This is a genomic window from Streptomyces sp. R302 (genome assembly GCF_012927245.1).
Lineage (GTDB): Bacteria > Actinomycetota > Actinomycetes > Streptomycetales > Streptomycetaceae > Streptomyces.
Window position 1 is genome coordinate 261,775 of record NZ_JABBGE010000009.1, and the last position, 24,614, is coordinate 286,388.

The following is a 24,614-nucleotide window of genomic DNA, read 5'->3' on the forward strand; positions in this document are numbered from 1 at the left end:
TAGGCTCGGAGCACCGGTACCAGACGTGACCGGGCGACTTTCAACCACGAGGAGTGACCGTGATCCCCGGTGGCGGCCAGCCCAACATGCAGCAGATCTTCCAGCAGGCGCAGAAGATGCAGCAGGACCTCGCCCGCGCCCAGCAGGAGCTCGCCGCGACCGAGGTCGAGGGCCAGGCGGGCGGTGGCCTGGTCAAGGCCACCGTGACCGGCTCCGGCGAGCTGCGCGCCCTGGTCATCGACCCGAAGGCGGTCGACCCGGAGGACACGGAGACCCTCGCGGACCTGGTCGTGGCCGCCGTCAAGGCCGCGAACGACAACGCGCAGCAGCTCCAGCAGACCAAGCTGGGCCCGCTCGCGCAGGGCCTCGGCGGAATGCCGGGCCTGGGCTTCTAGGTACTCCCAGGGAGCACTTCCAACCACTACCGTAAGAGCAAGGCAGTACCCCCGGAAAGGGCGTTCCGTTGTACGAAGGCGTGGTCCAGGATCTGATCGACGAGCTGGGCAGGCTGCCCGGCGTCGGTCCCAAGAGCGCGCAGCGGATCGCCTTCCACGTCCTCCAGGCCGAGCCGACGGACGTGCGCCGGCTCGCCCACGCGCTCCTGGAGGTCAAGGAGAAGGTCCGGTTCTGCGCGGTCTGCGGGAACGTGGCACAGCAGGAGCAGTGCAACATCTGCCGCGACCCGCGCCGGGACCTGACCGTCATCTGCGTGGTCGAGGAGCCGAAGGACGTCGTCGCGATCGAGCGGACCCGCGAGTTCCGGGGGCGGTACCACGTCCTCGGCGGCGCGATCAGCCCGATCGAGGGCGTCGGCCCCGACGACCTGCGGATCCGGGAGCTGCTCGCCCGCCTCGCGGACGGCGAGGTCACCGAGCTGATCCTGGCGACCGATCCCAACCTGGAGGGCGAGGCCACGGCCACGTACCTGGCGCGGATGATCAAGCCGATGGGGCTGAAGGTCACCCGGCTCGCCAGCGGCCTGCCGGTCGGCGGCGACCTGGAGTACGCCGACGAGGTGACGCTCGGCCGTGCCTTCGAGGGGCGGAGGCTGCTAGATGTATGACGACCGGGCGCGGGAGGACCGGGCCGGTGCCGGTGAGCTCTCAGGGAGGCTCCTCGATGTCTGACCCCACGCTGCACTCCATCACGCAGAACCCCGACGACTTCGCGGTCCAGATCGCCGACTCGGTCGAGAGCTTCATCGTCGCCACGACCGAGGTCGCCAAGGGGGACGAGCCGGACAGCGCGGTGCCCTTCCTGCTCCTGGAGATCTCCCAGCTGCTCCTCGCCGGCGGCCGGCTCGGCGCGCACGAGGACATCGTCCCGGACGAGCGGTACGAGACGGACACGGGCCCGGAGCCGGACGTGGACGACCTGCGGGAGCGGTTCGCCGCGATGCTGGAGCCGGTGGACGTCTTCTCCGAGGTCTTCGACCCGTACGAGCCCCGCAAGGCCCCGGTCCCGGCGCGCATCTCGGACAACCTCGCGGACATCGTCGCCGACCTCCGCCACGGCCTCGCCCACTACCGCGAGGGCCGCACCTCCGAGGCGCTGTGGTGGTGGCAGTTCTCGTACTTCTCCAACTGGGGCCCGACCGCCTCGGCCACCCTCCGCGCCCTCCAGTCCCTGGTCGCCCACGTCCGCCTCGACCAGCCGCTGGCCGCCCTCGACGGCCTGGACACGGACGAGGACCTCACCGAGGACGACCTGGCGGAGGAGGCGGGCCGGGTGATGCTGCGGGAGATCGCGGGCCCACTGGGGATGAAGGGCCTCCAGGACCCGGTTTGATCATTCTCTGAGCACCGCGTCTCAGGATCTGGTACCAGGTCGGCCTTTTTCGGTCGCTCGTTAGACTGAGCCGACCGCAGCGCGGGCTGCGGCACCGACCGAGCGAGGAGCGCACGTGGGCCTTGTCGTGCAGAAGTACGGAGGCTCCTCCGTTGCCGATGCCGAGGGCATCAAGCGCGTCGCCAAGCGGATCGTGGAAGCCAAGAAGAACGGCCACCAGGTGGTCGTCGTGGTCTCCGCGATGGGCGACACGACGGACGAGCTGATCGATCTCGCCGAGCAGGTTTCTCCGATGCCTGCCGGACGTGAGTTCGACATGCTGCTGACCGCCGGAGAGCGGATCTCCATGGCCCTGCTGGCGATGGCGATCAAAAACCTGGGCCACGAGGCCCAGTCGTTCACCGGCAGCCAGGCGGGTGTCATCACCGACTCGGTCCACAACAAGGCGCGCATCATCGATGTCACGCCGGGCCGGATCCGCACCGCCCTCGACGAGGGCAACATCGCCATCGTCGCCGGCTTCCAGGGCGTGTCCCAGGACAAGAAGGACATCACCACGCTGGGCCGCGGCGGCTCCGACACCACGGCCGTGGCGCTCGCCGCCGCGCTCGACGCCGAGGTCTGCGAGATCTACACCGACGTGGACGGTGTCTTCACCGCCGACCCGCGCGTGGTGAAGAAGGCGAAGAAGATCGACTGGATCTCCTTCGAGGACATGCTGGAGCTCGCCGCCTCCGGCTCCAAGGTGCTGCTGCACCGCTGCGTCGAGTACGCACGCCGCTACAACATCCCGATCCACGTCCGCTCGTCCTTCTCCGGACTCCAGGGCACGTGGGTCAGCAACGAACCGACAGGGGACAAGGTGGAGCAGGCCATCATCTCCGGTGTCGCCCACGACACCTCCGAGGCGAAGATCACCGTGGTCGGCGTGCCGGACAAGCCGGGCGAGGCCGCGGCCATCTTCCGGGCCGTCGCGGACGCCGAGATCAACATCGACATGATCGTGCAGAACGTGTCGGCGGCCTCCACCGGTCTCACCGACATCTCCTTCACCCTCCCCAAGGCCGAGGGCCGCAAGGCCATCGACGCCCTGGAGCGGACGAAGGCCACGATCGGCTTCGACTCGCTGCGCTACGACGACCAGATCGGCAAGATCTCCCTCGTCGGCGCCGGCATGAAGACCAACCCGGGCGTCACCGCGGACTTCTTCCGCGCCCTGTCCGACGCGGGCGTCAACATCGAGCTCATCTCGACCTCCGAGATCCGCATCTCGGTCGTCACCCGCGCCGACGACGTCAACGAGGCCGTGACCGCCGTCCACACCGCCTTCGGCCTGGACAGCGACTCGGACGAGGCCGTCGTCTACGGCGGCACCGGGCGCTGATCCACCGCCCCCGCAGCTCCGCGCCCGGCCGCACCCCAGCGGCCGGGCGCAGCCGCGCATCCGATCGGGCTTCCGATCGCGCATCCGATCGCGCTTCCGATTGTCGTGGCTTCGTAGGATCTGTGGACATCCTGTGAGCAAATCGGCGGCATAACCCCCTTGAACTGCGGCGATGCGGTGTCGGACGATGCTCTTCCCCCGTGCTGCAACTAGTAGTTGGGCGGGGCGCGTCTCCGCGTTCACCCACGAACGTGGCGCGGTCACGCGAGGAAACGGGGCATTGGGGGAGAACGGTTACGCATGAGGACGAAGAGCTCGCCGCCGAGAAATGCGGTGCAGGCGTACAACCATTCCGGGGGAACACAAGTCCAACAGGCGTGGCAGACGTACTCGACATTCCCGCGGTCTCACCGCTCCGCGGGGTCCGCACGGCCGTGCTCCCCCTACGGGGCCCCGGCACCGTCGGCGCGCCCGGACGCGGCACCGCGCTCCGTCCGCACGGGCGCCCGCGCCCGCTCGACGGTCCTGCGGTGACCACCGCCGTGCCCACCGAATCCCGCGCGCGAGTCAGCGGCATCCCGGCGCCGCGCAAGGCCGCCGACGGCCCCGTCGCCGGCACCACCGTCGACCACCTCACCGAGACCTACCGCGCCCACTACCGGTCGCTGCTCGGCCTCGCCGCCCTCCTGCTCGACGACACCGCCTCCTGCGAGGACGTCGTCCAGGAGGCCTTCATCCGCGTCCACTCGGCCCGCCGGCGCGTCCGCGACCCCGAGAAGACCCTCGCCTACCTGCGCCAGACCGTGGTCAACCTCTCCCGGTCCGCGCTGCGCCGCCGCATCCTCGGCCTCAAGCTGCTGTCCAAGCCGATGCCGGACATGGCCAGCGCCGAGGAGGGGGCGTACGACCAGCTGGAGCGCGACGACCTCATCAAGGCGATGAAGGGACTCCAGCGCCGCCAGCGCGAGGTCCTCGTCCTGCGCTACTTCGCCGACATGACGGAGGCCCAGGTCGCCGAGACCCTCGGGATCTCGCTCGGCTCCGTCAAGGCGTACGGTTCCCGGGGCATCGCCGCCCTCCGCGTCGTCATGGAGGCCAAGGCATGAGCCGCGAGCACGAGGACGACGCGACCCGCGACGCACAGGACGCGCGGGACACGCAGGACACGCGGGACGGACACGGTGAGGGCCAGGAGCTCCACGATCCCGACGAACGCAGCGGACGCGGCGCCGGACCGGCCCGCGCAGGACGTGACGAGCTGAGTGGACGACTGATGATGGACTTCGAGCCCGGCCCCGGTGAGGACGAGGGCGAGGACGAGCTCGCGCTGCGCCGCCTGTTCCAGGGCGCCGTCTCCGGGCTCGAACCGTCCGCCGACACCCTCGACCACCTGCGCCGCGCCGTCCCCGCCCGACGCGCCCGCAAGCGCCAGGCGCTCGTCGGCGCCGCCGCCGCGGCCGTCCTCATCGGCACCGCCGTGCCCGCCTTCATCCACGTCGCCGGCTCCCCCGGCCTCACCACCGCCAACCCGGCCCTCGCCGGGCACGGGGAGCAGGCCCAGGGGGGTACCGGCGCCGAGGCCGAGGGTGACGGCCCGGCCTCCACCAAGGCGCCGTCCACCAAGGTCTCCTCCACCGCCGGCCCCACCCAGGGCGCCACCGACAAGGGCGACGCCAAGCCGAACCCCAAGGGCACCCAGGCGGGCGGCGGCACGGCGCCCGGCTCCGGATCGGACTCCGTGCCGGTCTGCGGCCCCGGCACCCTCCAGTCGGCCGGCGGCTACAACAGCGGCCCCGACTCCACCGGGGTCGTCTACGGCGGCTTCACCATCGTCAACGGCTCCGGCTCGACCTGCCTGGTCGACGGCTCCGGCCTGATCCACCTCTCGGCGAGCGGCGCCGCCGACCCGAGCCGGATCTCGGTCGTCCGCCACTACGACGGCGACCCGGCGACCGGCCTGCCCCCCACCTCGGCGGACGTCAAGCCGCTGCTGCTCAAGGCAGGCGCCTCGTACCAGCTGAAGTTCGCCTGGGTGCCGTCCGAGAGCTGCTCCACCGACGGCGGCGGCGCCACCCCGACGACGCCGACCGAGCCCACCGAGGCCCCCACCGAGCCGACGCCCACGCCGACCGAGCCCACTCAGGTCCCGACCGAGCCGACGCCCACGACCACCACCGGCGGCGAAGGCGCCGGCTCCGACGGCGGCACCGAGGCCGGCGGCGGCACCGGGGCGGGCGCGGACGGCGGCACGGACTCCGGCCTGACCACCCAGCTCCTGCGCGCCGAACCGGCCGCGGGCAGCGTCTCCGTCAGCTACACCGCGGAGCCCGGCGACCCGACCGTCACCACGGTCCTCGACGGCGCCTGCGCCGGCACGCTCTACCGGACGGGCATGCTCAAGAACTGAGCACGGTACGGCGAAGGGGCCGGGGGACACGTGTCCCCCGGCCCCTTCGCCGTACCGTCACGTCTGTCGTCCCGTGGGCCGGTCGTCCCGTGGGCCGGTCCCGAGGGCGCCCGTCAGTGCTCCGCCAGGCCCAGCGCCGCGTCGCGGGCCGCCTCCGCCTCCCGGCGCAGCAGCCGGAACCACATGAAGACGACGAAGCCGGCGAAGACGAACCACTCGGCCGTGTAGCCGAGGTTCTGGAAGGCCTTCGCGTCCAGACCCGTGCCCGCCGCCGCGGCCGCCGGCACCGGCGTGAGCCCGGCGGGCGAGTCGGTGAGGGTCACCCAGGCGTCGTACACCTCGTCCTGGACGACGTTCACCAGGGAGGCCGCGCTGATCATGCCGAGCTGGCCCTCCGGCAGCCCGCCGGCCGCCCGCACGCCCTTCGTGCCCTGGTTCTCCGAGGCCTGGAGCGCGCCCACGACCGTCACCTCGCCGGACGGCGGCGCCGGAGCCTGCGCGCCCGCCGGCAGCCAGCCCCGGACGACCGGCAGCGACCGCCCCGCGTCCGTCCGCAGCAGCGTCAGCACGTACGAGCCCGACCGCCCGTCCAGCTCGCGGTCCGGCACCAGGAACTGCTCCCCGTACCGGCCCCGGGCCTCGGCGGCGCGGCCGGAGGTCTCCTTGTCCACCGGCAGCAGCGACGCCAGCGGCTCGGCCTGCCGCGCGGACGCGGCCGGCTTCCGCTCGGCCTCCTCGTGGGAGTCGACGCGATCCTCGAACTTGCCCAGCTGCCAGGTCCCCATGAAGACGCAGAACGGGATGGCCAGCAGGACGAAGACATTGATCCCCCACCAGCGGGGGGTCCTCAGGAACCGGTACACACCCCCACGGTACGGGGACGGCCCCGGCCCCCCGTCAGGCGGGGCCCGCCCCGCCGGCGCCCAGGGCCTGTCCGCCGGCCCACCGTGGTCCGGCGCGGCGGCGCGCCGTCCTCCCCCGGCGCTTCCCCCGACCGGTCATGCGCGGGAACTGGTCGGCGAACGCGATCACGGTCAGCAGAACGACCAGCCCGGCAGCGTCACGAACACGGCGAACTCCAGGCCACAGGAGACCACGGAGCCCGGGAGCCCGGGAGCCCGGGGAGGGCCCGGTGGAGGCCCTGCGCGAGGCCCTGAGGGGCCCCGTGAGAGGTCGGGTAGGGGACAAGGACAGCCCCCTACCAGGCCTCCGGGCGTACGTGGTGCGTCCGGAGGCCGTCGGGGCCGAGGACCTGTGCCCCGATCTTGTACGTCCGCAGGCTGACCGCCGTCCCCGTGATCCGCAGCGCCGGCGCCGTGCGGACGAGCCGCGCCGTGATCTCGTGGAGCTCCTCGACGGAGGCCAGCCACATCGCGAGCGCCAGGTTGTGCGGCCCGGTCACCGAGGTGATCACCTGGGTGCGCCGCAGCCGGGTCAGCGCGGCCACCGTCGCCGCCTCGTCCTGCGGTGCCACCTGCGCCGTCACCATGGCCCACACCGGGCGCCCGGAGAAGCGGGGCGCCGGCTGGCAGTGGTGGTGCAGCACGCCGCCCGCCGACAGGACCTCCAGACGGCGCCGCACCGTCGACTCGCTCGTGCCGCACTGCCGGGCCAGCTCGGCGGCGCTCCGGCGGGCGTCGCCGGCCAGCTCCGCGACGAGCCGTTGGTCCAGGTCCGTCACCTGGGGGACCTGGGGGACCTGGGAGGCGTGGACGGGCCCACGCGCGCGTGCCCCGTCCCGCCGCTCCAGGGCCTCGACCTCGGTGAGGAGCCGGGCCTGCGCGGGGGTGAGCCGCTCGACCCGGGAGCGGTAGGGACGGTTGTGCAGCCGGGTGACGACCTGGGTGCGGCCCCGCAGCACGCCGGGCAGCCGCCGCACCCGGCCGGTGACGTACGCGTCGAGCGAGGGCAGGTCGGGCGCGATCAGCAGCAGGATCAGGTCGGCGCCGCCGGTCACCGCGTGCACGCCGAGGGTGCCGGCGTCGCCGGACACCTCGATCGCGGCGGCCTCGGCCGCGTCGGCGGCGCACTCCAGCTCGACCCAGGCGTACAGCGCGGACTCGCCGCCGCGCCGGCCCATGAGCAGCGAGGTCCAGGCGTAGCCACCGGCGGTGAGGTGCTCCCAGCGGCGCGCGAGGGTGTCGGGACCGGCCGCGAGGACGGTGGACAGCTGGGTCCAGCTCGCTCTGGGGAGGATCTGGAGCGCGTGGATCAGTGACATGTCCGCCTCTCCCAGGACGGATTCCCCCGTACGCATTTTCCTCCTTGGCCGATCCCCCGGAAAACCTTGGCCGTGGGTCCGGGCGCACCCCAGGATGTGGACCAGGGCGTATGCATTCAAGCCGCCTTGACGCTCTGTGGCCACGAAACGGCCAGAAGACGGTGGAGAAGGACGCGCGGGGGATGACGACCATGGGGCGAGTGCCGGGGGAACCCGAGTACCAGGTGCTGTGGGGCGAGCCGGTGGGCTGCGGTCAACTGGCCGCCGCCGAGGAGGGATACGTGGCCGCCGGGCCCGCCGAGCGGCTGCTCTGGGAGCGTCTCTCCGTCTTCGAGGGCGCCTTCGACCTGCGGGCCGTCGAGGAGGTCTGCGGATACGGGGCGCTGTCCGTCGTGGACGTGGGCGCCGTGCTCGACCGGCTCGCGCGGCTGGCGCTGCTGCCGGTGGACGACCTGTTCGACGGGGAGGACGGCGGGCCGCGCCACTGGATGCCGCACGCGATGCGGGCCGTCGGCGCCCGGCGGCTCACCGCGCGGGGCGACCGCTGGATCGTGGTCCTGCACCACCGGAGGTGGTGCGTCCAGGTCGCCCGGCGGGCCGCCGAGTGGTGGCAGCGGGGCCGGCAGGTGGACGCCCGGGACCTGGCGCTGCGCGAACTCCCCGACCTGGCGGCCGCCATGGACCCGACGACGGCGCCGCTCGCGCCGGGCGACGAGGCGGGGCCGGCCCTGGAGATCGCGGTCTCGCTGTGGTTCCTGTGGGTCTCCTGCGGGCGGGTCGTGGAGGGCCGGACCCGGCTGCGGCACGCCCTGGCGCTGCACCCGGGCCCGGCGCCGGCCCGCGCGCTGTGGCTGGCGGCCTTCCTGGAGCTGGAGTCGGGGCGCCCCGAGGACGCCGACCCGCTCCTCGTCCAGGCGTGGGCGAGCGCGGTACGGGACGGGGACGAGCGCTGCCTGGGGCTCCTGGCCCATCTGCGCGGGGCGATCGCCCTCTACCAGGGCCGTACCCGGGCGGCGGCGGGCGAGTTCCGGGAGGCGCTGGACCAGATCGGGGACGCGCCCGAGTTCGGGCCGACCCGGGAGGCCTGCTGGGCGGCGCTCGCACTCTGCTACAGCCGCACCGACCCGGAGGCCGCGCAGGAGGCGCTGGACCAGCTGGAGCGGGACGGGGCGGGGCGGCGGACCTGGGCGGGCCGGGACCTCTTCGCCGACGCCTGGGCCGACCACGCCCGGGCCGAACTCCTCGCCTGGGACGGGGAGCCGACCCGGGCCGCCGAGCACGCCCGCCGGGCGCTGCGCGAGCATCTGCGGCTCGGCTCCGCCGTCGGCGCGGCCTGCGCGGCCGAACTCCTCGCCCGGGTGCGGCTGCTGGACGGCCGGCCCGACCGGGCGGCCCATCTCCTGGGCGCCGTCGACCTGTTGCGGACCTCCGCCTTCGACACCTCCTACCGGCCGGGGCGGTACTGCGCGGTCTCCCGGGCCCGCAGCGACGAGGCGTTGCGGGCGGTGCTCGACGACCCCGAGCTGCGGGAGGCGTACGAAGAGGGCGCGCGGAAGGGGCTGTTCGCGCTCTCCCGGGAGCGGTGAATCACCCGTCCGGGGTGGGGACGGCCGGCCCGCCGCCGGGTTGTCCACAGCTTCGTCCGAGGCCCGCCCGGTCGTGGGGGCGGCTGCCTACGATGACGGCATGATCGCTTTCGCGGTGTCCGCCCTGTTCGCCCTGCTCTTCGGGGTCGGTGTACTGCGCGACCGCCGCCGCTTCGGGAACGCGGTGTACCTCGGTCTCGCCGTCACCTTCCTCGGCCTCGGCCTGCTCTCGGCCGTCGACGACCTGCCGCCCGGCCTGACCGAGACGGTCCTCGTCCTGCTCCTGCTGGTGCTCGGCCTCGGTCCGCTGGTCCTCGCCGGGCTGCTGTGCGCCAACGGCGTCAAGATGGTCCGCAAGGAGGGCAGACGCCCGGCCAACCTGCTGTCGCTCCTCGCCGGCCTGGGCATCCTCGGCGTGCTGGGGCTGATGGCCGCCGCCGTCCTCACCCACTCCCGGGTCCTCGGCGTCGTCGCCGTCACCCTGCTCCTCGTCCTCGGCTACGTCTCCTTCCTCTTCGTCTGCTTCGTCGGGTACGCCTTCCTGTACGGCCGCATGCGACTGCGCCGGGACGCGGACTTCGTGGTCGTCCTCGGCTCAGGCCTGATCGGCGGCCACCGGGTCCCGCCCCTCCTCGCGAGCAGACTCGACCGCGGCCGCGAGGTCTACGACCGCCTGGCCGCCCGCGGCACCGCCACACCCCCGCTCCTGATCACCTCCGGCGGCCAGGGCCCGGACGAGGACCTGCCGGAGTCCCACGCCATGGCCGCCCACCTCGTGGAGCAAGGCTTCCCCGAGCACCTGATCCTCCGCGAGGACCGCTCCCGCACCACCGAGGAGAACCTCCTCTTCAGCAAGGCCCTGATGGAGGCGGAGCGCCCCGGCGCCGCCTGCGTCGTCGTCACCAACAACTTCCACGCCTTCCGCGCCGCACTCCTGGCCCGCAAGACCGGCGTGGACGCCCAGGTCGTCGGCTCCCCCACCGCCGCCTACTTCTGGCCCACCGCCACGATCCGAGAGTTCGCCGCCGTCTTCCTGGAACACCGCACCGTCAACCTCACGGTCTGCGCCCTCCTGGTGACCATCGGCGCCCTGGGCCTCGCGGTCACGGGGTGATACCGGCGGGGGAGAGGGAGGGGCGGGGAGGGAGGGGAGGGGGAGGGCCCCTGGCGCGGTGCCGGAGGGGCGGGGTGGGCGGGGCGTCCCTACGCTGGAGGGACGGAGGTGTCCGAGGGCGCCGGTGGAGGCGTCCGGGATCCCGCCGCGGAGGTGACCCCATGAGGCGACGCCACCACTTCCACATCGACTACCGGGGCCATTCGGTCTCGGCGACGGTGGAGACCGGACTGCGGCCGGTGGTCGAGGTGCTCGTCGACGGCAAGGAGACCGGGTACGCGACGACCAAGGACGACCGGCCGGTGGCCGTCCCGATCGAGCTGCCGACGGATCCGCCGACGCCGGCGACGGTGCGCGCCACCCCGGGGCCGGGCGTGCCCCGCTGTCTCCTGATCGCCGAGGGCGACACGGACCCGCACGTCATGGCGCCGCGACTGTACTGAGGACCGGGCGGCAGGCCGGGTCAGGAGAGCCAGGCCATGCCGATGAAGAGGAAGACGACGAAGGCGACGACCCCGGCGACGGCGGCCGTCTTGCGGGGCCGCCGGCGGGACAGCTCGGCGAGCGCGCCCCCGGCGGAGCCGGTGTTCCCGGACCGCTCGGGTGCCCGCCGCCGGGACCCGCCGCCCACCGGGGCGGACACGGCCGTCGGACCGGCCGTCGGACCGGCCGCCGGGCCGGGCGGCGGCGTGCGGGGGCCGGACGGCCGCGGCGCGGGCATGGCGGCCGGAGCCGGTGCCGGAGCCGGCGCGGGCGCGGGCGGGACGTGGCCCGGCATGGCGGTGGCCGCGGGCCGGGGCGCGTACTCCCGCCAGGCGCCGGAGCCGAACCAGTCGGCGATGGCCTGCGCGGGCGGGCGCTGCTCGGGCTGCTTGGCGAGCAGGCTCAGCAGATACGCCTCGAAGGCGGGCGTGAGGACGACGCCGAGCCGGCTCGGCGGCGTCGGGGCGCTGTCGATGTGCTGGTACAGCAGCGCGGTCGCGGTGTCGGCGCGGAACGGCGGGTGACCGGTCAGCAGCTGGTAGAGGACGCAGCCGAGCGAGTAGACGTCCGAGGCGGGGGAGGCGGGCTTGCCGAGGGCCCGTTCCGGGGCCAGGTAGAGGCCGGTGCCGACGATCTGCCCGGTCGTGGTCAGCCCGGCCGAGGGGTCGTCGACGAAGCGGGCGATGCCGAAGTCGGCGAGCTTCACCGTGCCCTCGGCGTCCATGAGCAGGTTGCCGGGCTTGATGTCGCGGTGGACGACGCCCTGCCGGTGGGCCGCGGCGAGCCCGGCGGCGGCGTGCGCGGCGACCACGGCGACCCGCTCGGCGGGCAGCACCAGGGGGTTCGCGGGGGAGGAGCCCAGGCTGTCGCCCTCGACCAGCTCCATCACCAGGAACAGCTTGCCGTCCCAGGTGCCGAAGTCGAAGACGCCGACGACGTGCGGATGGCTGAGCCGGGCGGCGGTCTGCGCCTCCAGGCGGAAGCGGTCGGCGCCGGAGGGGTCGGTGGACTGCGCCAGCATCAGTTTCACGGCGACGGGTCGGCCGAGGACCTCGTCGGTGGCCTGCCACACCTCGCCCATGCCGCCACGGCCGATACACCCGTGAAGCCGATATCGGTCCGCGACCAGCACCAGGAGACGCCCTTTCGACAATCGATCACTTGACGGCAGAGGACCAGAGTAGAGCCGCTCCACGAGGGTGATCGCCGCGCTCCCCCCGGAAGCGGAACCGCCGCGCGACCGCCGCCGTACGCACGGACGTACGGGAGGGCCTTCGAGGTTCCGGAAGCCCCGCGTTTCCCCCGGTCCGGGCCCTCCGGGTTCCTTCCGGGTTCCGCGTGGGTTCCCGGAGGGTGAACAATGGGTGCCGTGCGGCCGGCGGGCGCCGGCCCGCACGCGAGACCCGACCCCGACCTGGAACGGAGTGGACCGTGGCGCGACCGAGAGTGGGCGTGGCGGTACTGACGATGGGCACCCGCCCCGCCGAGCTGGGCGCGCTGCTCGACTCGGTGGCGATGCAGGACGAGCCCCCCGCCCGGGTCGTCGTGGTCGGCAACGGCACGGGTTCGCTGCCCGCCCTCCCCGAGGGCGTCACCGGCGTGGAGCTGGCCGAGAACCGCGGGGTGACCGGCGGCCGGAACGTGGCCATCGACACCCTCCGCTCCTTCGGTGACGTGGACGTCCTCGTCGACCTCGACGACGACGGCCTGCTCGTCGACACGGACGTCTTCCGCCGGCTGGTCGACCTGTACGAGACCGAGCCGAAGCTCGGCGTGGTCTCCTTCCGGATCGCCGACGAGACGGGCGAGACGCAGCGCCGGCACATCCCCCGGCTCGGCGCCAAGGATCCGATGCGCGGCGGCGAGGTCACCACCTTCCTCGGCGGCGGCCACGGCCTGTCGATGCCGATGCTGGACCGGATCGGCGGCTGGCCGGAGGACTTCTTCTTCGCGCACGAGGAGACCGACCTGGCCTGGCGCGCCCTCGACGCGGGCTGGCGCATCCGGTACGCGCCCGAGCTGCTGCTCCAGCACCCGAAGACCAGCCCGGCGCGGCACGACGTGTACTACCGGATGACCGCCCGCAACCGCGTGTGGCTGGCGAAGCGGAACCTCCCGGCCGCGCTGGTCCCGCTCTACCTGGCGGTCTGGGTCCTCCTGACGGTCGCCCGCACCCGTTCGGTGCGCGGCCTGCGCTCCTGGTTCGCCGGCTTCGCGGAGGGTCTGAAGGCCCCCGCCGGGCAGCGCCGCCCGATGCGCTGGTCGACGGTGCTGCGCATGACGAAGCTGGGCCGCCCGCCGATCATCTGACGGCCCAGCCCGACACCAGGAAGGAAGCCCCGGCCCCCCCCCGAAGAAGGGGCCGGGGCTTCCGCGTCACTCGGTGATCTCGACCTTCCCGTTCACCCCGTTCACCGGAGCCGGAGCCGCGGCAGGCGCGGCTCCCTTGCCCGTGAGTCCCTGGAGGAGCGCGCCCAGGTCGACTCCCGTGGTGGAGGAGAGCAGTTCCATGCCCTGGGCGACGTTGTCCGCGACCGCGCGCGGCAGCCTGCCCGCCCCGTCCGTGGAGATGACGGTCATCTTGTCCACGGCGGCCAGCGGCTCCGCCGCCTTGGCGACGACCTGCGGCAGGACCTCCACCAGCATCTGGAGCACGGCCGCGTCGCCGTACCGCTCGAACGCGTCGGCCCGCTTGTGCATGGCCTCCGCCTCGGCGGCACCCTTCGCCGCGATGGCAGCGGCCTCCGCGTCGCCCTCCATGCGGACGGCGTCCGCGATGGCGGCGCGCCGGGCGCGCTCGGCCTCGCCGCGCTTGGCGCCCTCGATGGCCTCGGCCTCGGCGAGGGCCTGGCGGCGCTGCTTCTCGCCCTCACCGGTGAGCCGGGCGCGCTCGGCCTCGGCCTCGGCCGCCGCGATGGCGGCCATCCGCTCGGCCTCGGCCTGCTTCACCCGGGCGGTGCGCTGGGCCTCGGCCTGCTGCTCGGCCTCGTACCGCTGGGCGTCGGCGGGCTTGCGGACCTGGGTGTCGAGCTGGCGGTCGGTGAGCGCGGCCTGCCGGGTGGCGACCTTCTCCTGCTCGGCGAGGATGTCCTGCTGGCGGGCGGCCTCGGCGAGCGGCCCGGCGGCGTTGGCCTGGGCGGCGGCCTCGTCGGTCTGCGCCTTGATCTCGGCCTGCTTCAGGTAGAGGGTCCGCTGGGCGACCGCGATCTCCTCCTCGGCCTTCAGCCGGGCCTGCTCGGCGGCCCGCCGGGCCTCGGCCTCGGCGATGTCGGCCTCCTGCTTGGCGCGGGCGGCCTCGGGCCGGCCGAGGTCCTCCAGGTAGGAGCCCTCGGTGGTGATGTCCTGGATCTGGAAGGCGTCGAGGACGAGGCCCTGTCCGGAGAGGCTGGCCTCGGCCTCCTCGGCGACCTGACCGGCGAAGGCGGCCCGGTCGCGGATGATGTCCTCGACCGACATCCGGCCGACGATGGACCGCAGCGCTCCGGAGAGCACTTCCTGGGTGAAGCCGACGATGCCGTCCTGCTGCATCAGGAAGCGCTGGGCGGCGGCGCGGATGGAGTCCTCGGTGCCGCCGACCTTGACGATGGCGACGCCCTCCAGGTTGGCCTTGACGCCGCGCAGGGTGACGGCGCCGCGGACGGCGATGGGGATGTGCCGGCTGGAGAGGTCGAGGGTGAACTTCTGCTGCACGAAGGGCACGACGAAGACGCCGCCGCCGACGACGACCTTCTGGCCGCTGTTGTCGGTGTAGACGCGGCCGGTCGTCGGATCGGTGGCCTTCTGGCCGCGCCGGCCGGTGATGATGAACGCCTCGCTGGGCCCCGCGACCTTGTAGCGGGTGACGACGACGAGGCCGAGCAGGACGAGGAGGACGACGATGCCCACCACGGCGATGAGGACAGGGCTCATGGAGAACGCCCCTTCGGTCGGTACGGGAAGAATGGATCCGGCGGTCGGTGGTCGGTGGTCAGCGGTCGACGGGCCGTACGAGGACCGAGGTCGCCGAGAGGACGGACTCGACCCACACCTCGGTGCCGCGCGGGACGGGCCGGTCCGCCCGTGCCGCGTACTTCACGGGCTGGCCGCCCAGGTACAGCAGCACCTCGCCGTAGCCGTCCGCCGGGACGGCGGTGACGACCGAGCCGGAGCTGCCGGCGAGGTCCGCGCCGCGCGGCGCGGGCGTGTTCGAGTCGTGGAGCAGGGCCCGGCTGAACCGCCAGGTCACCCACCCCACGCCCGCCCCCGCCAACACGCCCGCGCCGCTCGCGGCCCCCGCCCCCGCGCCGCTCGTGCCGAGCACGAGCGCCCCCGTGAAGCCGAGCGCCGAGACGAACCCGGCGACCACCGGCAGTGACAGCAGCCCGTCAAGGCCTCCGAGCCCGTCGAAGAGTCCTTCCAGGACCCCGCCGAAGACCAGGCTCAGGACGAGCAGCAGCAGTCCGCCGATGCCGAGACCAAGAAACCAGACCATGTCCCCGCTCCTCCGGCCGCCGTGCCCTGTCCGCCGTCCGGAGGATCGTCTCACCGCAGGGGCGGACCTCGCACTGCCGGTGACCGGCAATCTTTACACGCTCTTGATGCCGCCCGGGACCGACCGGACGGCGGCTCACGGCTCCTCGGCGGGCCAGCCGAGCAGCCGCGCCCCGATCGCGGCGGTCTGGAGCGTGTACCGCTGGGTGGGGTCGCCGGGGTCGGCGCCGGTGAGCTGGTGGATGCGGTCGAGCCGGTACGTGACGGCCCGCACGCTCAGCGCGAGCCGGCGGGCGGCCTCGGTGGTGACGCACCCCGCGTCGAAGTAGGCGTGCAGGGTGTCGAGCAGCGGCCGCGCGCCGCCCCGGGCACCGGCGAGCGGGCCGAGCACGGTCCGGACGAGATCGGCCATGGCCTGCCGGTCCCGGCCGAGGACGGGGTAGACGAGCAGGTCGGCGGCGTAGAGCACGGGTCCGTCGAGCCCCATGCGGTCGGCGAGGTCGAGGGCGCCGAGCGCCTCCTCGTACGAGTGGACGACGCCGCCGGCGCCGGGGTGCGGCCGCCCGATCGCGACGAGGGCGTCGTCGGCGGTCGCGTACGTCTGCCGGGCGAAGTGGGTGAGGACCTCGGGCTCGTCGGCCGGGGCGACGCAGATCAGCCGCCCGTCCTTGGTGGTGAGCAGGATCCGCCGGGTGCCGAAGCGGGCGAGCAGCGAGGACTCCACGCTCCGGGAGACCGGCGCCCCGTCCCCGAACGGCTCGGGCGCCCGCGCGACGGCCACCGCGTGCGCGTGGGAGAGCAGCAGCCCGAACCGCTCGGCCCGTTCGGCGAGCCGCCCGAGGTCGCTGCGCCCGTACAGCAGGTCGTCGACGAACTCCCGCCGCGCGGCCTCCTCCTGTCGCACCGCCAGCTTCTGCGCCCGCTCGTGCCCTTCGGCGAAGGCGTCGACGGCCTGCTCGACGGCGGCGAGCAGCAGATCGGGATCGGTGTCGTGCGGCAGTCCGCCCCGTGCGGCCCGCGCGGCGGCGAGATGGGCCCGTACGAGCTCCCGCAGCCCGATCCCCGCCTCGGCGGCCCGCTCTCCCCGGGTCCGCAGCCCCGCCAGCTCGTCCCGGCTCAGCCGCCGCCCGGTGGCGCAGACGCCGGCCAGGATCCCCGCGTACCCGTCGAGGTACTTCTCGTACGGTCCCGTCATGGTCGGCCCGCTCCCTGCTCCACCCCGTAAACGACTCAGGGCCCGACCCGCTTGCGCGGATCAGGCCCTGAACCTCTGGCTGTCGGGGTGGCGGGATTTGAACCCACGACCTCTTCGTCCCGAACGAAGCGCGCTGCCAAGCTGCGCTACACCCCGATGTCGCTGCTCTGATCTTCTCGTCGCGGCGACATCGATTACTTTAGCCCACCCGCGCCCAGAGACGAAATCCGGTGACGGCGCCCCGCGACCGCAGGTCGGAAGCGGTCCGCCGCGACGAGGAGGAGGCCGAGGGCGTAGAAGGCCAGGCCGAGGACGAGGGCGTTGACGAGGACGCCGGGGTAGCCGTGGGCGGTGACGTCGAGGAAGGGGTACGTGTAGCGGGTCGGGTGGCCGGCGGGGAGCAGGGCGCCCCGGACCAGGGAGAAGACCAGGTAGGCGCCGGGGGCGGCGAGCCAGAGGGCGGCGTGGCGGGGGCGGAAGGCGCCGGGGCGGGTGAGCAGCAGCCAGTCCAGGGCGACGCCGATCGGGGTGACGGTGTGCAGGAGCTGGTTGGAGACGGCCCGGGCGCCGGTGAGCGCGTCGATGGCGGCGGCCTCGTTGAAGGAGCTGGCCGGGTTGTCGAGGACCAGGTGGAAGACGAGTCCGACGACGGAGACGCAGAGGAGCACCCCGCCGCTCCACACGGCGGGCAGCGGGGGCCGTCCGGTCCGGGCGCGGGCGGCGCCGAGTCCGAGGACGACGGCGACGGCGGTGTTGGTCCAGACGGTGAAGAAGCTGAAGGCGACGAGCGGGTCGCCCTGGACGCAGTCGATCGTGACGCCGGTCGCCGCGGCGAGGGCGATCAGGGCGCGGAAGACGGCGGCGAATCGGTTCGTCATGGCCGTCACGGTACGGGGGCGGCGGGCGCCCCCGTACCGGGTTCAGGCGCGTGCCGTCAGGGTGAGCAGCGTCGCCTCGGGCGGGCAGGCGAAGCGGACCGGGGTGAAGCGGTTGGTGCCGCAGCCCGCCGAGACGTGCAGATAGGAGGTGTGGCCGCCGGCGGTGTGCGTGGAGAGGCCCTTCACCCGGTCGGTGTCGATGTCGCAGTTGGTGACGAGCGCCCCGTAGAAGGGGACGCACAGCTGCCCGCCGTGGGTGTGCCCGGCGAGGACCAGTTCGTAGCCGTCGGCGGTGAAGGCGTCGAGGGCGCGCAGGTACGGGGCGTGGACGATGCCCAGGGAGAAGTCCGCCGACGCCTCGGGGCCGCCGGCCACCTTCTCGTACCGGTCCCGCTTGATGTGCGGGTCGTCGAGGCCGGTGAAGGCGAGGTCGGCCTGGGGGAGCTTGAGCCGGCCGCGGGTGTTGGTGAGGTCGACCCAGCCGGCCGCGTCGAAGGCGTCCTTGATGCCCTCCCACGGGTTGTGCACGGCGCCGACGACCGGCTTGTTGCCGTTGAGCCCGTGCCGGCCCTGGACCTTCTCCAGGAGGTAGCGGCCGGGGTTGCGGAAGCGGGGGCCGTAGTAGTCGTTGGAGCCGAAGACGTAGACGCCGGGGAACTCCATGAGCGGGCCGAGCGCGTCGAGCAGCTCCGGCACGGCCTCGGTGTCGGAGAGGTTGTCGCCGGTGTTCACCACGAAGTCGGGGCGGAGCCCGGCGAGCTTCTGCAGCCAGCCGCGCTTCTTGTCCTGCCCGCACACCATGTGCACGTCGGAGACCTGGAGGACCCGCAGGTCGTCCATGCCCGGCGGCAGGACGGGGACGGTGACCCGCCGGAGCCGGAACGAGCGGGCCTCGAAGCCCGCCGCGTAGACGAGTCCGGCCGCGGCCGTGGCCGCGACGCCTGCCGTGATCTTCAGGGGGATCCCGTACCGTGCGCGCATCCCCCCATCGTTCCAGACCCGCGGGGCGTTAATGCACGGGCGGTACGCCCGGGACACCTGCCACACTTGAGGCCATGACCACGCTCAAGGCACGACTGAAGGACGACCTCAACGCCGCGATCAAGGACCGCGACGAACTGCGCTCCTCGACCCTGCGGCTCACCATCGCCGCGATCACCAAGGAGGAGGTCGCGGGCAAGACCAAGCGCGAGCTCTCCGAGGACGAGGTGCAGAAGGTGATCGCCAAGGAGGCGAAGAAGCGGCGCGAGGCCGCGGACGCCTTCGAGCAGGGCGGTCGCGCGGAGTCGGCCGAGCGCGAGCGGGCCGAGGGCGTCATCCTCGACGCGTACCTGCCGAAGCAGCTCTCCGACGAGGAGCTGGACGGCATCGTCGCCGAGGCGGTCGAGGAGGCGAAGGCCGCCGGCGCCGAGGGCCCGCGCGCCATGGGCGCCGTCATGAAGATCGTGAACCCGAAGGTGGCCGGGCAGGCCGACGGCGGCCGCGTCGCCGCCGCGGTGAAGAAGCTGCTCGCGGGCTGAGCCCCGTCCCCCGGGTACGAGAAGGGCCCCACCGGTCTCGCCGGTGGGGCCCTTCCCCTGTGCTCTCCGTCAGCGGTTTCCGCCGCGGCCGTTGCCCGGCCGGCTGGTGTCCGCGCCGGGCAGGTCGGGGAGCGTGATGTCCGGGAAGGGGTTGGTCGCCCCGTCGGCCGGCTTGCCGTCGGCCGGCTTGTCGTCGCCCCGGCGCGGCTTGCCGTCCTTCTCGTCCTTCTTCGGGTCCTTCGGCTTCTCGGCCCGGGGGACCTTGATGCCGACGAAGGAGGGGGTCTCGGAGCCGAGCGCCCCGGTCATGGCGATCCGCCAGATCGGGCCGGGGAGGCAGCCGCCGCAGACCTTGTCGTAGTAGACGCCGCCGATGGTGAGGTCGAACATCTCCTCGCGCTCGCCGATGTCGTCGCCGACCCAGACGGCGGTGGACAGGTCCGGGGTGTAGCCGACGAACCAGGCGTCCTTGCGGCCGTCGGTGGTACCGGTCTTGCCCGCGTTGTCCCGGTCGCTCAGGCCGGCCCTCGTACCGGTGCCGTCCTCGACCACGCCCTTGAGCATCTGGTTGATCATGTCGGCGGTGCGGTCGGACATCGCGCGCGTGCACTTGGTCTGCGGCACGTTGAGCTTCTCGCCGTTGGCGGTCTTGATGGAGTCGATGACCACCGGGACGCAGTAGATGCCGCGGTTGGCGAAGGTCGCGTAGACGTTCGCCATGTCGAGCGGGGTGCTCTCCAGGGAGCCGAGGGTGGCGGACGGGCTCTGCTTGATCGGCTTGCCCAGCTCGCGCTCGTAGCCGACCTTCTTCGCCATCGTCAGCGTCTCGCAGAGGCCGGCCGCCTGCTCCAGCTTGGCGAAGTAGGTGTTGATGGACTTGCCGAGGGCGCTCGTCATGTCGTACGCCCCCTTCTCCGACTTGAGCTCGTTCTGGACCGACCAGTCGCCGTAGTCCGCGGGCTTGCCGTCGCAGCGCCGGTAGTCGCTCTTCTTCAGGGAGATCTTCCACGGCGTGTCGTAGCTCGTCGCCGGGCTCAGGCCCTGCTCCATCGCGGCGGCGGCCGTGATCGGCTTGAAGGTCGAGCCGACCGGGAAGCCGTACGTGGTGCCGCCCATCTTGCTGCCGACCGCGAGATTGAGCGTGGTCTCGTGCTTCTTCTGGTCCAGGCCGTACGGGCGGGACTGGCCCATCGACAGGATCTTGCCGGTGCCGGGCTGGACCTGGACGACCGAGGCGGCGACCGGGTCGTCCTTGTTGATCTTGGCGATCGCGGCCTCGTTCGCCGCCGCCTGCGCCTTCGGGTCCAGCGTGGTCCGGATGGTCAGACCGCCGAGGTTCCACAGCTTCTGGCGCTCTTCGACGGTCTTGCCGAAGACCGGGTCGGTCAGGATCGTCTTGCGGACGTAGTCGCAGAAGAAGCCGGCGCCGTCGACGGCGGTGATGCAGCCGTTCTTCGGCGTCTTCACCTTCAGCTTGATCGGCTTGGCCTTGGCCTTCTCGAACTCGGCCTGGGTGATGTCGCCGACGTCCGTCATCCGCTGGAGGACGATGTTGCGCCGCTTGGTGGCTTCCTGGAGGTCGTTGATCGGGTCGAAGCGGCTCGGCGACTGCACCAGGCCGGCCATCATCGCGGACTCGCCCAGGTCCAGCTTGGCCGCGGGCTTGGAGAAGTAGCGCTGCGAGGCGGCCTCGATGCCGTACGCCTGCTGCCCGAAGAACGTGATGTTGAGGTAGTTCTCCAGGATCTTCTTCTTGCCCAGCTCCTCCTCGACCTGGATCGCGTACTTCAGCTCGCGGACCTTGCGGCCGATCGTCTGCTGGGTGGCCTGCGCGACCTTCTCCGGGTCGTCACCGGCCTCCTCGACGAAGACGTTCTTCACGTACTGCTGGGTCAGCGTGGAGGCGCCCTCGGAGACCCCGCCCGACTGCGCGTTCTTGTTGATGGCGCGCAGCACGCCCTTGAGGTCGATGGCCCCGTGCTCGTAGAAGCGCGCGTCCTCGATCGCGACGATCGCCTTCTGCATGTACGGGGAGATCTTCTCCAGCGGCACCACCTTGCGGTCCCGGGAGTAGACCGTGGCGATCATGCCGCCCTCGGAGTCCAGGATGGTGGTGCGCTGACTCAGCGGTGGGGTCTTCAGATTCGAGGGGATCTCGTCGAACCCCTCGACCGTCCCCTTCGCCGCCAGACCCAGTGCCCCGGCCGCGGGCAGGGCGATGCCCGCCAGCACTGCTCCGGAGAGCACACTGACACCGAGGAACTTGGCGGCCTGCTGGGTCCCGGTCAGACCACCGCCCGAGCGCTTCTTTGCCATGGGGGGCAGCCTAATCCGTGTTCCTGAGCGTTCCGCAGGACCGGGTCCTTCTCGGAGCGTTCGGGTACCGGACCGTGACATCCGGGCGCGCCGCGGCCACGGCGGCACCTACGTTCTCAATCGCCGGACACACGGACAGGCCTTGGCCTAAGCTGCTCCCAACTGTCACAGGAGTGCGGTCCGGCATCAACCCCCGTGCGTGACATCCGCCTGATTCCGGCATGAGTTCCGCGTCCCGAATACGCGGCGACGGCATGTCCGATTCCGGCGCGTGTGTCAGGGGATGCCCTTTAATACACGCATGTCCTTCGATCACTCCCCTGGGTGATCTGACGCGCACGCATAGTCCGTTCGGGCCATTCAAGATTGGGCCCGAAGGGGGTGTTGCGCTGTCCCCGCCTTCCGTAACGTCCCAACTGGCAGCGGTGAATATGCCGCTGCCGCCGTGGGGGAGCCTCGATTCGGGAGAGGACGGCGCCGGTATGGGCTGGGTAGCTGACTGGAGTGCGCAGGCGGCCTGCCGCACTACCGATCCGGATGAACTTTTCGTGCAGGGAGCGGCACAGAACAGGGCGAAGGCGGTGTGCACCGGCTGCCCGGTACGCACCGAGTGCCTCGCCGACGCCCTGGACAACCGCGTGGAATTCGGCGTGTGGGGCGGCATGACGGAGCGCGAGCGCCGCGCCCTGCTGCGCCGGCGCCCCACGGTCACCTCGTGGCGGCGGCTCCTGGAGACCGCCCGCACCGAGTACGAGCGCGGCGCGGGCCTGCTGCCCGTGGCCATGCAGGACGACGCGACGTACGAGGAGTACGCCGCGGTCGGATAGCCGCGCCCCGTTCCGTACGCGCGCGAGGTCCCCGTCAGGACCGGTCGCGCGGGGACGAGAGGCGCTCACCGATGGCCCGCAGCCCGGCGAGGTCGTGCACATCGCCGGGCAGGGCGGCCACCTCGGTCACCGGCACCTCCGGATGGAGGGCCGTGAAGCGGTCACGCGTGTGCTGCTCGCGCGCGAGCACCCGCATCCGCTCGGCGTGCAGCCGCAGCAGACCCGCGGTGAGCCGCGCGATGTCGGGATCGGTCTCGGGATCGGTCGCGGGAACGGTCTCGGGAACGGTGCCGGCGTCCGGACCCGTCTCCGGGTCGGCGGTGCCGCTGTGGTCTTCGGTCGCGTCGGCTGTGGGGGCAGCCTCGGGCGCGGCAGGGGGCTGTGCGGGGGATTCGGCGGCGGTGGCGGAGGACGACGGCTCGGACGACGTGGCCGGGACGCCACGCCCTCCAGTCTTCCCGGGCCCCTGATCCACCATGCGGCCCTCGTCAAGATTTTCCGCGGCCGCCCGCGCCCGCTCGGCCGAGAGCCCCACCGCCCCGCTGCCGTGGACCCGGTTGAGGACGAGCCCCGCCAGCGGCATGCCCTCCGCGGCCAGCCGCTCCACGAAGTACGCCGCCTCCCGCAGCGCGTCCCGCTCCGGCGCCGCGACGACCAGGAAGGCCGTCCCCGGCGCCTGCAGCAGCCGGTACGTGGCGTCCGCCCGCGTCCGGAAGCCGCCGAACATCGTGTCCATCGCGGCGACGAAGGTCTGCACGTCGCCCAGGAACTGACCGCCGAGCAGCTTCCCCAGCGTCCCCGACATCATCGACATGCCGACGTTGAGGAACTTCATCCCCGCCCGGCCGCCCACCTTCGCCGGCGCCATCAGCAGCTTGATGAACTTCCCGTCCAGGAAGGACCCGAGCCGCTTCGGCGCGTCCAGGAAGTCCAGGGCCGAACGCGACGGCGGGGTGTCGACGACGATCAGGTCCCACTCGTCCCGCGCCCGCAGCTGCCCCAGCTTCTCCATCGCCATGTACTCCTGCGTACCGGCGAAACCGGCCGACAGGGACTGGTAGAAGGGGTTCTCCAGGATCGCCCGCGCCCGCGCGGGCTCCGCGTGCGCCTCGACGATCTCGTCGAAGGTCCGCTTCATGTCCAGCATCATGGCGTGCAGCTCGCCGCCGTCCGGCCCCTTGACGCCGTCGACCTTGCGCGGGGTGTTGTCCAGCGCGTCGATGCCCATCGACTGGGCCAGCCGGCGCGCCGGGTCGATGGTGAGGACCACCACCCGGCGGCCCCGCTCCGCCGCCCGCACGCCGAGCGCCGCCGCCGTCGTCGTCTTGCCGACGCCGCCCGAGCCGCAGCAGACGATGATCCGGGTGCCCCGGTCGTCGAGGATCGGATCGACCTCCAGGAAGGGCGCCGCGTCCAGGCCGCCGGCCTTCGCCGGGCCGGGGGTCTTCTCCGTCACGCCGCACCCACCCCTTGCCTCCGCAGTTCCTTCGCCAGGCGGTAGAGGCCCGCGATGTCCGCCCCGTCGCCCAGATACGGCAGCTCGTACGCGGGCAGGCCCAGGCCGTCCAGGACCGCCCGCTGCTCCCGCTCCAGCTCCACCCGGCGCGCGTGCTCGGCCGCCTCGTCGAGCAGCGGCTCCACCAGGGCGGCGCCGCCCGGGACCCCCGCCGAGGCCAGGGCCCGCGTGATCGCCTCGCGGTGACCGCCGGAGGCGGCCCGTACCGCCGCGCCGTCCAGGACGTGCGGGCGGACCATGTTCACCACCACCCGGCCCACCGGCAGCCCCGCCGCGCGCAGCTCGGCGACGCCGTCCGCCGTCTCCTGGACCGGCATCTCCTCCAGGAGGGACACCAGGTGCACCGCCGTCTCGGGGGACTTGAGGACCTTCATCACCGCCTGCGCCTGGTTGTGTATCGGGCCGATCCGGGCCAGCCCCGCCACCTCGTCGTTCACATTGAGGAAGCGGGTGATGCGGCCGGTGGGCGGCGCGTCCATCACCACGTGGTCGTACACCGGCCGGCCGTCGCGCTCCCGCCGCCGGACCGCCTCGCACGCCTTCCCGGTGAGCAGGACGTCCCGCACCCCCGGCGCTATCGTCGTCGCGAAGTCGATCGCCCCGAGCTTCCTCAGGGCGCGGCCCGCGCCGCCCAGTTTGTAGAACATCTGGAGGTAGTCGAGGAGGGCACGCTCGGCGTCGATGGCCAGCGCGAACACCTCGCCGCCGCCCGGAGCCACGGCGATCTTGCGCTCCTCGTAGGGAAGCGCCTCCGTCTCGAAGAGCTGTGCGATGCCCTGTCTGCCTTCGACCTCGACGAGGAGCGTGCGCTTCCCCTCCGTCGCGAGGGCGAGGGCGAGGGCGGCGGCGACCGTCGTCTTACCGGTACCGCCCTTGCCGCTGACGACCTGGAGCCTGCTCACGCGTCGA

General features: G+C 72.9%; 23 protein-coding genes and 1 tRNA gene. 12 read left to right on the plus strand and 12 right to left on the minus strand.

The genetic code is table 11. From position 1 onward, the window contains the following. The first annotated feature begins 59 nt into the window (after window positions 1–59). The 6 genes from HHL19_RS27615 (at window position 60) to HHL19_RS27640 (ending at window position 5,579) form a co-directional block, all read left to right on the plus strand. Window positions 60–395 carry a YbaB/EbfC family nucleoid-associated protein gene (locus tag HHL19_RS27615; protein ID WP_169093058.1) on the plus strand — a complete coding sequence of 112 codons (336 nt, stop codon included), beginning with the start codon at window positions 60–62 and terminating at the stop codon, window positions 393–395. 68 nt (window positions 396–463) lie between these two features. Continuing rightward, entirely contained in the window at window positions 464–1,063 is a 600-nt protein-coding gene (recR, locus tag HHL19_RS27620) for a recombination mediator RecR (RefSeq protein WP_031008792.1), read from the plus strand. A 56-nt stretch (window positions 1,064–1,119) separates the two neighbouring features. Further along, window positions 1,120–1,788 (plus strand): DUF5063 domain-containing protein, encoded by a 669-nt coding sequence (locus HHL19_RS27625; RefSeq protein WP_169093059.1) that lies wholly within the window; start codon window positions 1,120–1,122, stop codon window positions 1,786–1,788. 115 nt (window positions 1,789–1,903) lie between these two features. Further along, on the plus strand, window positions 1,904–3,172 hold the full coding sequence (locus tag HHL19_RS27630; RefSeq protein WP_169093060.1) for an aspartate kinase: 1,269 nt from the start codon (window positions 1,904–1,906) through the stop codon (window positions 3,170–3,172). Between the two features lie 377 nt (window positions 3,173–3,549). Further along, window positions 3,550–4,278, plus strand: a complete 729-nt coding sequence (locus HHL19_RS27635) for a SigE family RNA polymerase sigma factor (protein WP_169093061.1) — start codon at window positions 3,550–3,552, stop codon at window positions 4,276–4,278. Then, on the plus strand, window positions 4,275–5,579 hold the full coding sequence (locus HHL19_RS27640; RefSeq protein WP_240981900.1) for a hypothetical protein: 1,305 nt from the start codon (window positions 4,275–4,277) through the stop codon (window positions 5,577–5,579). The genes HHL19_RS27635 and HHL19_RS27640 overlap by 4 nt, the downstream gene beginning before the upstream one ends. A 113-nt stretch (window positions 5,580–5,692) precedes the next feature. Here the strand turns inward: HHL19_RS27640 and HHL19_RS27645 are convergent, their stop codons facing one another. Then, complete coding sequence (locus tag HHL19_RS27645) at window positions 5,693–6,442, minus strand: SURF1 family protein (RefSeq protein ID WP_169093062.1); 750 nt, start codon at window positions 6,440–6,442, stop codon at window positions 5,693–5,695. 335 nt (window positions 6,443–6,777) lie between these two features. Then, window positions 6,778–7,800 carry an AsnC family transcriptional regulator gene (locus tag HHL19_RS27650; RefSeq protein WP_240981901.1) on the minus strand — a complete coding sequence of 341 codons (1,023 nt, stop codon included), beginning with the start codon at window positions 7,798–7,800 and terminating at the stop codon, window positions 6,778–6,780. Window positions 7,801–7,982: 182 nt separating this feature from the next. Here HHL19_RS27650 and HHL19_RS27655 point away from each other — a divergent pair, with 182 nt between their 5' ends. The 3 genes from HHL19_RS27655 (at window position 7,983) to HHL19_RS27665 (ending at window position 10,943) form a co-directional block, all read left to right on the plus strand. Continuing rightward, window positions 7,983–9,386 carry a tetratricopeptide repeat protein gene (locus tag HHL19_RS27655; RefSeq protein ID WP_240981902.1) on the plus strand — a complete coding sequence of 468 codons (1,404 nt, stop codon included), beginning with the start codon at window positions 7,983–7,985 and terminating at the stop codon, window positions 9,384–9,386. A gap of 100 nt (window positions 9,387–9,486) precedes the next feature. Beyond that, complete coding sequence (locus HHL19_RS27660) at window positions 9,487–10,500, plus strand: YdcF family protein (RefSeq protein WP_169093064.1); 1,014 nt, start codon at window positions 9,487–9,489, stop codon at window positions 10,498–10,500. A gap of 161 nt (window positions 10,501–10,661) precedes the next feature. Continuing rightward, window positions 10,662–10,943 carry a hypothetical protein gene (locus tag HHL19_RS27665; RefSeq protein ID WP_169093065.1) on the plus strand — a complete coding sequence of 94 codons (282 nt, stop codon included), beginning with the start codon at window positions 10,662–10,664 and terminating at the stop codon, window positions 10,941–10,943. 20 nt (window positions 10,944–10,963) lie between these two features. On the opposite strand, the gene HHL19_RS27670 is transcribed toward HHL19_RS27665, so the two are convergent. Then, complete coding sequence (locus HHL19_RS27670; RefSeq protein WP_169093066.1) at window positions 10,964–12,115, minus strand: serine/threonine-protein kinase; 1,152 nt, start codon at window positions 12,113–12,115, stop codon at window positions 10,964–10,966. Window positions 12,116–12,414: 299 nt separating this feature from the next. Between HHL19_RS27670 and HHL19_RS27675 the strand changes: the two genes are divergently transcribed. Beyond that, window positions 12,415–13,293 carry a glycosyltransferase family 2 protein gene (locus tag HHL19_RS27675; protein WP_169093067.1) on the plus strand — a complete coding sequence of 293 codons (879 nt, stop codon included), beginning with the start codon at window positions 12,415–12,417 and terminating at the stop codon, window positions 13,291–13,293. 66 nt (window positions 13,294–13,359) lie between these two features. On the opposite strand, the gene HHL19_RS27680 is transcribed toward HHL19_RS27675, so the two are convergent. From HHL19_RS27680 to HHL19_RS27705, 6 genes are all read right to left on the minus strand, one after another. Beyond that, the gene (locus tag HHL19_RS27680) at window positions 13,360–14,892 is read right to left on the minus strand and encodes a flotillin family protein (protein WP_169093068.1); all 1,533 of its coding nucleotides are present in this window, start codon (window positions 14,890–14,892) and stop codon (window positions 13,360–13,362) included. 58 nt (window positions 14,893–14,950) lie between these two features. Further along, complete coding sequence (locus tag HHL19_RS27685; RefSeq protein ID WP_169093069.1) at window positions 14,951–15,454, minus strand: hypothetical protein; 504 nt, start codon at window positions 15,452–15,454, stop codon at window positions 14,951–14,953. A gap of 135 nt (window positions 15,455–15,589) precedes the next feature. Then, complete coding sequence (locus HHL19_RS27690; protein WP_169093070.1) at window positions 15,590–16,648, minus strand: helix-turn-helix domain-containing protein; 1,059 nt, start codon at window positions 16,646–16,648, stop codon at window positions 15,590–15,592. 82 nt (window positions 16,649–16,730) lie between these two features. Then, window positions 16,731–16,804, minus strand: a tRNA-Pro gene (locus tag HHL19_RS27695). 38 nt (window positions 16,805–16,842) lie between these two features. Beyond that, entirely contained in the window at window positions 16,843–17,526 is a 684-nt protein-coding gene (locus tag HHL19_RS27700; RefSeq protein ID WP_169093071.1) for a Pr6Pr family membrane protein, read from the minus strand. 42 nt (window positions 17,527–17,568) lie between these two features. After that, window positions 17,569–18,507 carry a metallophosphoesterase gene (locus tag HHL19_RS27705; RefSeq protein WP_169093072.1) on the minus strand — a complete coding sequence of 313 codons (939 nt, stop codon included), beginning with the start codon at window positions 18,505–18,507 and terminating at the stop codon, window positions 17,569–17,571. A gap of 74 nt (window positions 18,508–18,581) precedes the next feature. Between HHL19_RS27705 and HHL19_RS27710 the strand changes: the two genes are divergently transcribed. Next, window positions 18,582–19,046, plus strand: a complete 465-nt coding sequence (locus tag HHL19_RS27710) for a GatB/YqeY domain-containing protein (RefSeq protein WP_169093073.1) — start codon at window positions 18,582–18,584, stop codon at window positions 19,044–19,046. Window positions 19,047–19,115: 69 nt separating this feature from the next. Here the strand turns inward: HHL19_RS27710 and HHL19_RS27715 are convergent, their stop codons facing one another. Then, window positions 19,116–21,362 (minus strand): transglycosylase domain-containing protein, encoded by a 2,247-nt coding sequence (locus HHL19_RS27715; RefSeq protein ID WP_169093074.1) that lies wholly within the window; start codon window positions 21,360–21,362, stop codon window positions 19,116–19,118. 482 nt (window positions 21,363–21,844) lie between these two features. On the opposite strand from HHL19_RS27715, the gene HHL19_RS27720 reads away from it, so the two are divergent. After that, window positions 21,845–22,189: a WhiB family transcriptional regulator gene (locus HHL19_RS27720; protein ID WP_030749207.1), complete on the plus strand. Its 345-nt coding sequence runs from the start codon at window positions 21,845–21,847 to the stop codon at window positions 22,187–22,189. Window positions 22,190–22,223: 34 nt separating this feature from the next. On the opposite strand, the gene HHL19_RS27725 is transcribed toward HHL19_RS27720, so the two are convergent. Then, window positions 22,224–23,645, minus strand: a complete 1,422-nt coding sequence (locus HHL19_RS27725) for an ArsA family ATPase (protein ID WP_169093075.1) — start codon at window positions 23,643–23,645, stop codon at window positions 22,224–22,226. Continuing rightward, window positions 23,642–24,607, minus strand: coding sequence for an ArsA-related P-loop ATPase (locus HHL19_RS27730; protein WP_169093076.1), 966 nt, complete (start codon window positions 24,605–24,607; stop codon window positions 23,642–23,644). Before HHL19_RS27730 ends, HHL19_RS27725 begins: the two co-directional genes overlap by 4 nt. Window positions 24,608–24,614 lie beyond the last annotated feature (7 nt).

Excerpts from the sequence above, each read along its gene's own strand:
- HHL19_RS27625 (WP_169093059.1), top strand. The coding sequence starts at position 1,120 with ATGTCTGACCCCACGCTGCACTCCATCACGCAGAACCCCGACGACTTC.
- HHL19_RS27660 (WP_169093064.1), top strand. The coding sequence starts at position 9,487 with ATGATCGCTTTCGCGGTGTCCGCCCTGTTCGCCCTGCTCTTCGGGGTC.
- HHL19_RS27705 (WP_169093072.1), bottom strand. The coding sequence starts at position 18,507 with ATGCGCGCACGGTACGGGATCCCCCTGAAGATCACGGCAGGCGTCGCG.
- HHL19_RS27640 (WP_240981900.1), top strand. The coding sequence starts at position 4,275 with ATGAGCCGCGAGCACGAGGACGACGCGACCCGCGACGCACAGGACGCG.
- HHL19_RS27685 (WP_169093069.1), bottom strand. The coding sequence starts at position 15,454 with ATGGTCTGGTTTCTTGGTCTCGGCATCGGCGGACTGCTGCTGCTCGTC.
- HHL19_RS27665 (WP_169093065.1), top strand. The coding sequence starts at position 10,662 with ATGAGGCGACGCCACCACTTCCACATCGACTACCGGGGCCATTCGGTC.
- HHL19_RS27680 (WP_169093068.1), bottom strand. The coding sequence starts at position 14,892 with ATGAGCCCTGTCCTCATCGCCGTGGTGGGCATCGTCGTCCTCCTCGTC.
- HHL19_RS27720 (WP_030749207.1), top strand. The coding sequence starts at position 21,845 with ATGGGCTGGGTAGCTGACTGGAGTGCGCAGGCGGCCTGCCGCACTACC.
- HHL19_RS27710 (WP_169093073.1), top strand. The coding sequence starts at position 18,582 with ATGACCACGCTCAAGGCACGACTGAAGGACGACCTCAACGCCGCGATC.
- HHL19_RS27700 (WP_169093071.1), bottom strand. The coding sequence starts at position 17,526 with ATGACGAACCGATTCGCCGCCGTCTTCCGCGCCCTGATCGCCCTCGCC.
- HHL19_RS27655 (WP_240981902.1), top strand. The coding sequence starts at position 7,983 with ATGACGACCATGGGGCGAGTGCCGGGGGAACCCGAGTACCAGGTGCTG.
- HHL19_RS27690 (WP_169093070.1), bottom strand. The coding sequence starts at position 16,648 with ATGACGGGACCGTACGAGAAGTACCTCGACGGGTACGCGGGGATCCTG.
- HHL19_RS27650 (WP_240981901.1), bottom strand. The coding sequence starts at position 7,800 with ATGTCACTGATCCACGCGCTCCAGATCCTCCCCAGAGCGAGCTGGACC.
- HHL19_RS27715 (WP_169093074.1), bottom strand. The coding sequence starts at position 21,362 with ATGGCAAAGAAGCGCTCGGGCGGTGGTCTGACCGGGACCCAGCAGGCC.